Annotated in this window: 8 protein-coding genes; 7 read left to right on the top strand and 1 reads right to left on the bottom strand. The window is 58.1% G+C overall.

From position 1 onward, the window contains the following. The first annotated feature begins 2 nt into the window (after positions 1-2). From ACZ889_RS00600 to ACZ889_RS00580, 5 genes are all read left to right on the top strand, one after another. Positions 3-812 (top strand): amino acid ABC transporter ATP-binding protein, encoded by an 810-nt coding sequence (locus ACZ889_RS00600; protein WP_476257111.1) that lies wholly within the window; start codon positions 3-5, stop codon positions 810-812. Then, entirely contained in the window at positions 812-1,453 is a 642-nt protein-coding gene (locus ACZ889_RS00595; RefSeq protein WP_319006444.1) for an amino acid ABC transporter permease, read from the top strand. The genes ACZ889_RS00600 and ACZ889_RS00595 overlap by 1 nt, the downstream gene beginning before the upstream one ends. After that, positions 1,450-2,109, top strand: coding sequence for an amino acid ABC transporter permease (locus tag ACZ889_RS00590; RefSeq protein ID WP_004576157.1), 660 nt, complete (start codon positions 1,450-1,452; stop codon positions 2,107-2,109). Before ACZ889_RS00595 ends, ACZ889_RS00590 begins: the two co-directional genes overlap by 4 nt. A 57-nt stretch (positions 2,110-2,166) precedes the next feature. After that, positions 2,167-3,000 carry a substrate-binding periplasmic protein gene (locus ACZ889_RS00585; protein ID WP_004576158.1) on the top strand — a complete coding sequence of 278 codons (834 nt, stop codon included), beginning with the start codon at positions 2,167-2,169 and terminating at the stop codon, positions 2,998-3,000. 152 nt (positions 3,001-3,152) lie between these two features. After that, entirely contained in the window at positions 3,153-4,160 is a 1,008-nt protein-coding gene (locus tag ACZ889_RS00580; RefSeq protein WP_476257110.1) for an Ldh family oxidoreductase, read from the top strand. Here the strand turns inward: ACZ889_RS00580 and ACZ889_RS00575 are convergent. Next, the gene (locus ACZ889_RS00575; RefSeq protein ID WP_476257109.1) at positions 4,085-4,537 is read right to left on the bottom strand and encodes a hypothetical protein; all 453 of its coding nucleotides are present in this window, start codon (positions 4,535-4,537) and stop codon (positions 4,085-4,087) included. The two genes, ACZ889_RS00580 and ACZ889_RS00575, sit on opposite strands and share 76 nt — an antisense overlap. Before the next feature lie 255 nt (positions 4,538-4,792). Here ACZ889_RS00575 and ACZ889_RS00570 point away from each other — a divergent pair, with 255 nt between their 5' ends. Continuing rightward, a complete protein-coding gene (locus ACZ889_RS00570; RefSeq protein WP_476257108.1) occupies positions 4,793-10,042 on the top strand; it encodes a DEAD/DEAH box helicase in 5,250 nt (1,749 codons plus the stop codon). Continuing rightward, positions 10,039-12,882: a helicase-related protein gene (locus ACZ889_RS00565; protein ID WP_476257107.1), complete on the top strand. Its 2,844-nt coding sequence runs from the start codon at positions 10,039-10,041 to the stop codon at positions 12,880-12,882. Before ACZ889_RS00570 ends, ACZ889_RS00565 begins: the two co-directional genes overlap by 4 nt. The last annotated feature ends 20 nt before the right edge of the window (positions 12,883-12,902 follow it).

Raw genomic sequence — 12,902 nt, 5'->3', positions numbered from 1 at the left:
CCATGAGCAGTATGACCGTGATCGAAAGCGCACCCACCTTGGCGCCGCGCCCGGTGGCCAGCGCCGAACCGTTCTTGCGCCTGGAAGGCATTCATAAACAGTTTGGCCCTTACCCCGTTCTGCACGACGTGTGTTTTGAAATGAACAAGGGCGAGGTGGTGGCCATTATCGGCCCCAGTGGGTCGGGCAAAAGTACCTTGCTGCGGTGCATCAACCAACTGGAGCCGCCGACCAAGGGGCGGGTCAGCATGGATGGCGTGCACATCGAAGCTGGCAAGGCGTTGCCCCGTACAGAGCTGCTGAAGTTGCGCCGGCGCATTGGCATGGTGTTCCAGTCGTTCAACCTGTTCCCGCACCTGACGGTGCTGCGCAACGTCAGCCTGGCGCAAATCCGCACTTTGGGCCGCAGCGCCAAGGAAGCCGACTCCCGCTCCTTGCAACTGCTCGAACGCGTTGGGCTGGCTGACAAGGCCCAGCATTATCCGGCGCGCTGCTCTGGTGGCCAGCAGCAACGTATCGCCATCGCCCGCGCCCTGGCACTGGACCCTGAGCTGATGCTGTTCGATGAGCCGACCTCGGCGCTGGACCCCGAGTTGGGCCTGGAGGTGCTGGCGGTGATGAAAGAGCTGGCCGGCGAAGGCATGTCGATGATTGTCGTGACTCACGAGATGCACTTCGCCGAAACCGTGTCCGACCGGGTGGTGGTCATGGCTGACGGGCGCATCATCGAAAACGGGCCGAGCCAGCGAGTGATGCGCGAGCCCGAGCATGAACGGGTGATCCAGTTCCTCCAGGCAGTGAGGAATCGCTGATGAAAGACATCCTGATGATGCTGTTGAACGGCATACCCTGGACCATTGCCGTTACCGTGCTCGCATTCTGTGTCGGCGTAGTGCTGGGGTTTCCCATCTGTGCCCTGCGCATGTCCAGGGTCAAGGTGCTGAGCATTCTGGCTGCCATGCTGGTGCTGACCCTGCGCTCAATCCCCCCGATTGTCTGGCTGTTCTTCATCTTCTTCGGCATCGGTGGCGGCTATATCAGCCTGTCGCCGTTTACCGCAGCGGTGGTTGGCCTGGGGTTGATCACGGCGGCGCATATGTCCGAGGTGTACCGCGGTGCGTTCGCGGCCATTCCCGCCGGCCAGTTCGAAGCCGCCTATGTGCTTAACCTGTCGGCGCCGCAACGGTTTTTCGATGTGGTGTTGCCGCAGTTGGTGCGTATCGCCATTCCCACCTCAGCCACCTACGCCATTGGCCTGCTCAAGGATTCGGCCGTGGCCTCGACGATTGGCGTTGGTGAAATCAGCTTTCAGGCTTACCAGGTTTCACAGCAAACCTTTCAGGGCCTGAGCGTCTACAGCGCGGCGGCGGTGGTGTACCTGGTGCTCAGCGTACCAGTGGCCTTGTTCTCTCGTTGGCTGTCGGCCACGTTGAAACAGAGGATTGCCCGATGAGCGAACTGCTGACGATGTGGATGCAATGGTTGCCGGAGTTGTGGAAGGGCTTTGTGCTGTCGATGCAGGTCACGGCCGTGAGCCTGGGCCTGGGCGTTGTGCTGGGGCTGTTGCTGGCACTGGGCGTTTCGTCGCCGAGCCGCTGGTTGCGTTACCCCTCCCTGGTGGTGGTGGAACTGGGGCGTGGCGCACCGGCGTTGATCCTGCTGCAGTATTTCTACTTTGGCCTGCCCAGCGTCAACCTCACCCTGACCTCGTTCTGGGCTGCTGCGCTGGCCATGGCGTACTGCACGGCGGCCTACACCAGTGAAATCATTCGCGGTGGCATCGAGTCGGTGGCCGCAGGGCAAACCGAGGCCGCCGAAGTGATCGGCCTCAACCGGTTCGACGCGCTGCGCTTTGTGATCCTGCCTCAGGCCTTGCGGGTGGCGCTGCCATCGCTGTTGGGGTTCTCGATCATGATGTTCCAGGCCTCGTCGCTGTGTTTCACCATCGCCCTGCCAGAAATTGTCAGCCGGGCGTCCTCCATTGGCTCTTCCACGTTCGAGTACATGCCGGTGCTGATACTGGCCGGTTTGATGTATGCCGCTGTCTGCGCCCCGGCGACCCTGGGTGTGGCAGCGCTGGAAAAAAGACTGGCCCCCAGCCAGCCATAACAACAAATCCACTCGCGCCGATTTCGGCTGCTGCTCTCTTATTGCAAAGGTGACGTCATGACTCGCTCATTCAAGCGTTTTACCCGTTGGATGTTCTTGTGCTCGACCTTGGCCGGCGCCCCGTACGCCCTGGCCGAATGCACCCCCGCGAACCAGTTTGAAACCATCACCCCGGGTGTGCTGACCGTGGCGGCGTATGTGTTCCCGCCTTACTCGATACCCGGGCCGAACAACCAGTTGAGCGGCGTGGACGGCGAGATCATCAAGCGCATCGCCGAGCGCGAATGCCTGAAAGTCAAAACCATGGTGGTGGACACGGCAGCCGTCGTCCAGGCAGTGGTGGCAAAGCGCGCCGATGTCGGCATTGGCGATTGGTATCGCACGGCAGAGCGCAGCAAGGCGTTGGGCTTGTCGGCACCGTTGTACCTAGACGTGATGGGCATCATTTCGGATGAGGGTTACACCAAGATTTCTGAACTGGATGGCAAGCGTATCGGCACCGTGCAGGGCTACCTGTGGGTGGACGATTTGAAGAAAGCCTTTGGCGATAACCTGGTGCTCTACCCGAACCCCGTGGCCATGGCCCAGGACCTGGCGTCCAGGCGCATCCAGGTTGGCGCGGACAGCTTCGCGGTGGCCGTGTCTTCGCAGCAGAAGGGCGGCTACCCCGGCAAGAGCATCAAGGTGTCCGAGCCCGATCAACGGGTCAAGGCCACGCTTGAGCCTGGGCAGAGCGCCTTCCCGTACACCAAGGCCAACGCAGCCCTGGGCGAGGCACTGGGCAAGAACATCCAGGCCTTGCACGCCTCGGGCGAAATCGCAGAAATCCTCGCCTCGTTTGGCCTGGACCGCGAGGCTGCAAAAGTGGGTGAGCCCAGGATGATTCAGTAAAGACAATCAAATCCCGTAGGCGCGGCTTTAGCCGCGAATGAACGCACCGCGAGCTCTCAGGAATGACGCGTTATCGTTCATTCGCGGCTAACACCGCCCCTGCAGGTTCTGAGGCTGCGGCACACCTACACTCCGAGAGCACCGAAGCCCCCATGGACGACGACAAACCCGAAAAGCGCCTGTCGCTGACCGATGCCACCGCCTTCGCACAGCAGCTCTGCCTGGCCCACGGCACCAGCTACGCCGTGGCCACGGCGCTTGCCAACGCCACCGTATCAGCCCAGGCCCATGGCCAACACGAAGTTGGTTTCGGCCATTTGCCTGACTACCTCAGCGGCTTTGCCACTGGCCGAATCGCCACGGCTGCCGAGCCCATCGTGACCCAGGTCGCGCCGGCCATGATCCGCTGCGACGCCGCCCGAGGCATCGCGCAACTGGGGTTCGATCGCGCCTTCCCAGCGCTGTGCAGCAATGCGCATCAACTGGGTATCGCCCTGTTTGCGCAGTTCAACGCGTTCACCTGCGGCGAGTTGGGCTATTACACCCGTCGCCTGGCGCGGGAGGGGCTGGTTGCGTTGGCGTTCACCAATGGCTCACCGCTGCTCACCGTGGCCGGCCAGAGCCGGCCGCTGTACTCCACCAACCCCATCGCATTTGCCGCCGCCAGTGACACGGGGCGGTTACTGGCGATTGACCAAGCCAGCAGCGCCACGGCCTACGTGAACCTGTTGCGGGCTGCTGAAGCGGGGGAGGTGATACCGGCAGGCTGGGCGGTTGATGCACAAGGGAATGAAACGCGCAGCGCGCGAGAGGCATTGCATGGGACGTTGCTGGCGTTTGGGGGCGGTCGTGGGGCCAATATTGCGTTGATGGTTGAGGTGCTTGCGGCGGGGGTGACGGGGGCCAATTGGTCGCTGGATGCAGCGGATTTTCGTGCTGGTAGTGAATCCCCTGGGGCTGGGATGCTGGTGGTTGGTATTGCTCCCAGGTTGCTGGATGAGTGCTTTGCTTTAAGGCTGGGCGAGCAGATGGCTCGGCTTGAAGCCTTGGGGGTTTACTTGCCGGGGAAGGGGAAAGAGCAAGCTTATGCTCGTGCGGTTTGTGAGGGGATCAGCTTGCCGGTAGCGGCGTACGATGCGTTTATGGGGCAGGTGGGGTAGTCATACTCTTTGCTACTGGCGGCTAGGCCAAAAAACGTTTGATTCCTAGCAGGTCGGCGTGTCCGGGACTGCAGGTCCGCTGCAGTTGATGGGCCGGGGGGATCTGAAATGATTACCCATCTGACTAAAATATATACAAAAAGTCCGTTGTTTTTATTTTCTGGAATACCTTTTGGAAAACCAGCCGCTGGATTTGAACTCAGGATGCCGTGGCGCTGCTTGTGGCTCATCTCATGGTCTCCGCCGGTGGAGCGGTATTCAAGCATCGGTGAGGTATGACGAAAAATGAAGAGCGCTGCCGAAACCATTACCAGTCGGTACATGAACGGAATCAGCCAGAGCTCAGCCAGGGCCATGCTCTTGATGAAAGCTTGCATCATTTCCTTGACCAGAGCACGGCGGGTAAGGATTAGTCAGCGCTTGAGCGTGCGCAAAGGCCTGGCGTCGGTATCGTCTTGGTTTGATGCGGATTCGGTTGCTCAATCCGAACTCGCCAGCCTGGTCTTACCCTGATCTGCTCTGGGCGTGGCGATGTGACATATCCAAGCGCAGTGATTCCTGGGCAGTTAAGATGTGGCATTGATATAAGGGGCTGATGTCCCACTAGCTTTTGAGCCTAAGGAGCGCATCAAGTGGATGCATTTAGCTTTCGCGATCAGGTCATTCGTGATTACGAGCAGTTTGCTCGCAGCTTCACCAATCCGAGGTCGGAAGATATCCGCAACTATCTGGATGCCGAGTACGGTACTGGGCGATACTGGCCGTCTCCGCTCATTCAGGTCAATCCTTTCTTCGTTGCCGGCCAGAACGTGGAGCAACTGGTCACCAGCCGCATCTTGCATCCGGAATGTGCTCATATTTTCCGTTTCGGCAAGGAGGGCGGAAACCCCGGAGTACCGGCCAGCTTGCATAAGCACCAGCAGGAAGCCATCAGTCGCTGCCAGGCTGGTGAGAGTTATGTCCTAACCACCGGTACGGGCTCAGGTAAGTCGCTGAGCTACTTCATTCCTATCTTCGATGCGATTCTCAAGGCCAAGGAGCAGGGCGCTCAACCGGGCATTAAGGCGATCATTATTTATCCAATGAACGCGTTGGCGAATAGTCAGTGCGAGGAGTTGGAGAAGTTTCTGGCCAGCTATACGGAGGGCCAACGCCCGGTGACCTACGGTCGCTATACGGGCCAGGAGAAGTCCGAAGAGCGCGAGCGGATGCGCGTGAATCCTCCGGACATCATCCTCACAAACTTCATGATGCTCGAACTGCTGATGACTCGTCAGAGTGAGCAAGATCGAGCGATCATGGGGGCAGCAGATGGCTTGCAGTTCCTTGTCCTGGATGAGCTTCACACCTACCGCGGACGTCAGGGCGCTGATGTTGCGATGTTGGTTCGCCGGGTGCGCGAGCGTCTCAACAGCAATTTACTGTGTATTGGTACCTCGGCCACGATGTCGACTCAAGGTTCGCTTGCAGAGCGCAATGAGGTGGTGGCGGAGGTCGCAAGCAAGATTTTTGGTGCCCCAGTCAAACCTGAAAATATCATCATTGAAACTCTTCAGCGGGTTACGCCGGTCTCAGACATTCCTGCATCAGCCACCTTGGCTAAAGCGATCAGCGCTGGCGTGCCTCAGAACCCCGACTTCAAGAGTCTGCGTGAGCATCCGATTTCTGCTTGGGTTGAGCTGACTCTTGGATTGTCATATACCGAGAGCCGCTGGGTCCGTGCCAAACCCTTGAGTATCGAGGAGGCAGCGGCACGCCTTGCCGAGTGCAGTGGCGTGTCGAGTGAGCACTGCGGTACTTATCTATCCGAGTTCCTGCTAGCGGCTTATCAGTGCAAAGACGTAAACGGTAAGCCGCTTTTTGCTTTCCGCCTCCATCAGTTCGTTTCTGGCGCTGCCGATCTCTTCGCTACTCTTGAAACCCCTGGAGTTCGTAAGCTCGACTTGTCCGGTCAGCTCGCTGTCGCCGGGGAGCGTGACCGGCGTTTTTATAGCGTGCATTTCTGCCGCAATTGTGGGCAGGAGTACTACCCGGTCTGGGACGAGATAGAGGAAGGAGAACGTGCCTTCGCACCGCGCAGTATTAAGGAGACCAGTCACGACGACGAGGACGTAAATCACGGCTTCCTGATGATGGATCCTGAGCGCAGCTGGGATGGGGAGAACCTCGAAAACTACCCGGAAAACTGGCTAGACTTGGCCGGCAAGGAGCCGCGTATCAAGTCGACCTACCGTAAGTACCAGCCACAGGAGGTGTTTGTCGCCAGTAATGGCCAGAGCCACCTGCAGGGAGTGCGTAGCTGGTTCATTCCCGGCAGCTTCCGCTTTTGCCTGGGCTGCGGCGCCAACCAGTCACGCGGTCGAGACTGGACACGTTTATCCGGTCTTTCTGGTGAGGGGCGTAGCTCGGCGACCACAATCTTGAGCATTTCTGCTCTGCGCTACATGTTGGGAGCTGAAAGCGATCTGGCAGCCGACGCACGTAAATTGCTTGGTTTTACTGACAACCGCCAGGATGCCTCTCTGCAGGCAGGGCACTTCAACGACTTTCTGCAGATCCTGCTGATGCGTAGCGCGTTGTTTAGCTGTGTGCGCCAGCGTGGCAACGATCCACTCAGTGACAGTCAGATCACACAACAGGTCTTTCATGCTCTCGGCTTTGCCATCGACGACCCGCTGATCCGGGGTGAATACCTGCAGAATCCCGGCAACGTCGCACCGCGCCTGCGCCGAGATGCCGAAGAAACCATGCGCAACATCTTAGGTTATCGGCTGTATTTCGACCTTCGCCGCGGGTGGCGCTTTAACAACCCCAATCTGGAACAGCTCGATTTGCTCCGCATCGAGTATGAGGATCTACCGACTCTGTGCAGCGATGATGCACGCTGGCAGAAAACGGCCAGTCCGGGATCGTCGGGTGAGCGTCAGGTACACCCGATGCTAGCACTGGCTAGCTCAGCCGTGCGTCAGAAGCTGGTTCAAATGCTGCTGGACGTCATGCGTCGCAACCTATGCATCAAGACGCGCTACCTCGACCGCTACAACCTCGAAGAGTGGAAGAACAAGTGCCGACAGCATCTCAAGGAACCTTGGGCTTTCACTGAGGACGAGCAGCTCGCCGAAGCTGGTTACGTCACAATCAGCAAGCCGCGCAAAGATCTTAACACTGTGACTTTAGGGCTTCGTACCCGATTTGGGCAGGTCGTGAAGAGTGCTTCGTTCTGGGAGGGTGGACAATACGAACCACTGAAGGAAGCCAATTACGCACAGTTCATCCAGGATTTGCTGGACATTGTCGAGAGCTACGGGCTGATCGAGAGCGTGGAGCTTGAGAGAGGAGTTCGTGGTTATCAAGTGCTCGGTGAGGCGCTGCTCTGGCGCCTTGGTGAGAGGAACCCACAGCCTGATCTGCTCAATCAGACGGTCAGTCGCAATCCCTACTTCCAGCAGCTCTACAACGGCGTGGCCGACATGCTGGAAAGCCAGCAGCGGGATTTGTTTACGCTCGAAGCTCGTGAACACACTGCGCAGGTGCCAGCTGAGTTGCGCGAGGAACGAGAGGAGCGCTTCCGTGCAGGTGATCTGCGAGCCATGTTCTGCTCACCGACTATGGAGTTGGGCGTTGACATTGCCACGCTCAACACCGTTTACCTACGCAACGTTCCGCCGACCCCAGCTAACTACGCCCAGCGCAGTGGTCGGGCAGGCCGTTCCGGTCAGCCAGCGTTGATCATTACCTATTGCGCTGCCCTCAGCCCGCACGACCAGTACTTCTTTCAGGAGCCCCGGCGTATGGTTTACGGCGAGGTAAGCCCGCCGACACTCGATCTGGCCAATGAGGACCTGGTTGAAAGCCACTTGTTTGCCACCTGGCTGGCAGAGACAGGCTGCAAGCTACCCTCGACCATCAACACCATGCTGGATATGGAAAACCCCAGTGATATGTCATTGCTCGATGACTATGTTGTCGCCCTGGGTAACAAAGATGCCCTCGCCCGCGCTAGCCGACGTGGTACGAGATTGCTGGGTATGCTCCAAACCGAGTTGGCCACTGCACAGGGAATTTGGCTGGATCGTGGTAAGTCGGTTGAGGAGGCTTCTGCGCGATGGTTGAACGCCAAGCTGGGCTCTGCGTACCTGCGTTTCGACAAGGCCTTGCAGCGCTGGCGTGATCTCTACGCCTCTACTCGCCGACAGATTGACGAAGCCAGTGCGATCATGACCAATCCAGCTGCGCCCGAGAAAGAGCGTAAGATTGCCGAGCGCCGACATCGCGAGGCGATGATTCAGCACAACCTATTGTTAGAAACCAGCGGCGGCAGCCACTCGGACTTCGAGACCTATCGCTATCTAGCCAGTCAAGGCTTCCTGCCCGGTTACAACTTCCCGCGCCTACCACTTTCTGCTTTCATTCCTGGACGCATGGGAGGTGTGGGGCGCGACAGTGTGCTGTCCCGTCCACGTTTCCTGGCCATTTCTGAGTTTGGGCCGCTGAGTCTGATTTACCACGAAGGCAGTCAATACCGAGTCAAGCGGGTGATCCTCGGCGTACGCAACCAGGACGCCAACGACGCGCGGATCGTCACCGAAGAGGCGCTGCTGTGCCCGGCTTGCGGTTACGGTCACTTCCGCAATCAGCGTCACTATGAGCAATGCCTGTCCTGCCAGGCGCCCCTGGTCGGTGGGAAGGTCATCAACAACCTTTTCCGCATTGAGAACGTCAGTACCCAGCGAGCCACTCGCATCACCTGCGATGAAGAAGAGCGTATGCGCCAGGGTTATGAAGTGCGTACTACGCTGCAGTTCCAGGAAGAGAACGGGGTGCCCAAGGTGGTCCGCAGCCTGATGCTGCAGAACGAATCACCACTGCTGGATCTTCAATATGCACCAGCCGCCACTGTGTGGCGCATGAATTTGGGCTGGCGGCGTCGCAAAGATGAGGAAATCTACGGCTTTAAAATCGATCCAGTGAGTGGTTACTGGAGCAACGATGAGCAAGCCCCTAAAGATGAGAATGAAAACGCAGAGCTCGACAAGATCCAGGCCCAGCGCATTTCTCCCTTTGTCGAAGACCGCCGCAACATTCTGCTAATCAAACCAGCCTGTCCGCTTGAAGAGAGCGCAATGGCAAGTCTGCAATATGCGTTCAAGCGTGGGATTGAAGCAGAGTTTCAGCTTGAGGAAAGCGAGCTGATGGTTGAACCGCTGCCCGGGCGAGATGAGCGTAACAGCATGTTATTCTACGAATCCGCTGAGGGGGGGGCCGGTGTCCTCACTCGCCTAGCTACGGATCCTGCAGGCCTTCCGCGCGTGGCACGTCGGGCACTAGAGATCATGCACTACCGTAGCCCTGACGATAGTTGGTCCGCTGCGACGCTGGAGAACTCCAACGAGGATTGCGATGCCGCCTGCTATCGCTGCCTGCTCAGTTATTACAACCAGCCTGACCATAAGTTGTTGGATCGCAAGCTCAGCGAAGTCACTAATCTGCTTTGCTCACTGGCGGAGGGCACATTGGAGGTCGGTCACCTCAATGGTGAGGGGGAGGATCACATGGCTAATCTGCGCCAGCAGTCCGCCAGCAGTCTGGAACAAGCCTGGCTGGACTTCATTGAACAGCACCAGCTGCGTAAGCCAGATCTAGCCCAGCATTACTTGGAAGGACAGCAGACTCGCCCCGATTTTGTCTACCGGGAAACCCTAGCGCTGATCTATATCGACGGCCCTCACCATGAGCAGCTCGGGCAGCGTGCTTTTGATGAGCGGCTGACTAACGATCTCACTGATCAAGGTTTCACCGTTATTCGCTTTACCCGTGATACTAGTTGCTGGCCCGATGTCGTGCGCCGCTATCCGGACATTTTTGGAGATATTCGCGCATGAGCGCTTTTCAGGAGTTTCAACCCGGCAGCATCGTGAGTGCCCGCGGGCGTGAATGGATTGTGTTACCCGAATCCGACGGGCCACGCTTGCACCTGCGCTCACTCGGTGGTTCGGAGGACGATGTGATCGTCATCCACGCGCTGCTTGAACGAGACCCGCCCAAGCCTGCTACTTTTCCGTTGCCTGATGCCAGCCAAGCTCAACGTGGCACCCAGAGCTCAGCTTTGCTTTTGCGCGATGCGTTGCTGCTAAAACTGCGCGCTGGAGCTGGCCCGTTCCGCGCGCTCGGGCGCATCAATGTCGAGCCGCGAGCCTACCAGTTGGTGCCGCTGCTGATGGCGCTCAAGCACGAAGTGATTCGCCTTCTGATCGCTGACGATGTCGGTATCGGTAAAACCATTGAAGCAGGGCTGATCGCACGGGAAATGCTTGATCGGGGTGAGATTCAGCGTTTCACCGTGCTTTGCCCGCCACACTTGTGTGAGCAGTGGCAAGACGAATTGCAGCGTAAGTTCAACATCCGCGCAGAAGTGGTAACAACTGGTACTGTCGAGCGATTGGAGCGTGGTCTGCAGACTCACACCTCGATTTTCACGGAATACCCATTCACTGTGGTCAGCCTCGATTACATCAAGTCTGACCGGCGTCGCGATGAGTTTCAGAACGCCTGTCCTGAGCTGGTTATCGTCGACGAAGCGCACACCTGTGCCGAAGGCATTAGCCGCGGCAAACATCAGCGTTACCGTCTGCTTCGTGCTTTGGCCGATAATACCGAGCGTCACCTAGTACTGCTCACCGCCACTCCCCACAGCGGCAACGAGGACGCTTACTACAACCTACTCGGCCTTTTGAATCCGGCATTTGTGGGTTTGAAGGATGTGCCCCGTGCCGACCACCCTCTTTATAAGCAGCTCGGTGATCACCTGGTTCAACGCCGCCGCATTGACATCAGTGAATGGCAGGACAGCACCAGCTTTCCGCAGCGGGAAACAGCCGAGTCAACCTACAAGCTCAGTGGCACCTGGGGTGCGCTCTTCAACGAAGTACTCGATTACGCTCGCGAGTTGGTTCGGGAGTCTGAAGGACTGGGTACGCTACACCAGCGTCTAAATTGGTGGGCAGCGCTCGCGCTGTTGAGGTGTATTTCTTCATCGCCTGCCGCCGCTGTGCGTGCATTGCAGACTCGCCTCAGACGCGCCGAAGCTGATGGGGCTTTTAGTGATGCCAACCAGCTAGCCGATATCGAGGCTATGGGCATCAATACCGTACTTGATGGATCCAGTGAGCTGGGGCTGTCGACCGACGATATTGAGCCCGGTGCGGTGGTCGGCGAGGATGCTGAGCGTCTGCGCAAATTAGTGAGTAAGGCAGATGGCCTGGCCGGTGATAACGATCCCAAGCTGCAGCAGTTGATCGTCGAGATCAAGGCGCTAACCAAACAAGGCTACAAGCCGGTAGTGTTCTGTCGCTACATCGCTACAGCTCACTACGTGGCGACGGCACTAAAGCCACTTTTCAAAGAGCACGAAGTAGTAAGTGTCACCGGTGAGCTAAGTCCCGGCGAGCGTGAAGAACAGATCCTCGCTCTACGTGACATCGATAAGCCGTCGATTCTGGTTGCCACAGACTGTCTCTCCGAGGGGATCAACCTGCAGGACGTATTCGATGCTGTCGTGCATTACGACCTGTCATGGAACCCGACTCGTCACGAGCAGCGTGAAGGCCGTGTTGATCGTTTTGGCCAGCGCGCAATCAAAGTGAGGGCAATGACCCTTTATGGCGAAGACAATCCGGTCGACGGTGCTGTACTGCAAGTCATCATTCGTAAGGCCGAGAGCATCCGCAAGGCGCTGGGCATTTCTGTACCAATGCCTGAGGACGAAGCCCGCATCAGCCAAGCCATTATGCAGACGGTGCTGATGACTCGTGATGAGATGAAACACAACTTTTCTTTGGATTTTGGCTTCGACAGTCAACAGTCGATCGAGGACGACCTTGAGAGCAAATGGCAGAACGCCCAAGACAAGGCGCGCCGCAACCAAACTATTTTCGCTCAACGGGCACTCAAGCCAGAGGACGTGATCCCAGAGTTCGCACGCATGTCCGAGGTGCTGGGCAACGAGGCGGATGTACGTCGTTTCGTTACCGCTGCCTGTCAGGCGCTGAAAGCGCCGCTAGGGCAGTACCAGAAAATTATGCGTCTTCCGTACGGCGAACTACCCGAGTCGCTGCGTGAGCGTTTGGCCCAGTCGGGTATCGATAACCTACGCAATATCGATTTCAACTACCCGCCGGCAGGCGCAGCGGAGCATGTACACCGCACGCATCCACTAGTGGCTGGGTTGGCTGATCAGTTGGCTGAGGAAGCACTAAAAGGGGATGGCAATGCAGTTGCCAGTCGAGCAGGGGCTTGGTTCACCCAAGCGGTTGGTATTCGGACCACTGTGTTACTGGTGCGGCTGCGAACCCAACTGACAATGACCCGTGCCAGCCAGCGCCGTGAGCTGCTGGCTGAGGAGGCCATCGCGGTTGTCGTAAGCGGGCAAAACGCCCCGCAAGTGATTTCCCCGTCGGAGGTATTGACGCTGATGCAGCAGCCAGTGAGCCGCAACATGGCTCCGGAGATGCGCCAGCGCCAGGTTGAACAAGCCTTGCAGCAGGTGCAGACCTGGCAGCTGGCACTCGACGAGATTGCTAGTCAGCGTGCCAACGAGCTACTGAAAGATCACCGTCGAGTGCGTGATGCCGCCAAAGCTAAGGGTACCTATGACGTTTATCCGCAGCTGCCAGTTGATGTGGTCGGCTTATACGTGCTGATGCCGGACGCTCGACTGATCTGAAGCGCCCCAACAGCAATGAA

It is taken from the genome of Pseudomonas sp. TE3895 (assembly GCF_056278855.1).
This window is presented reverse-complemented; position numbering and strand designations above follow the sequence as displayed.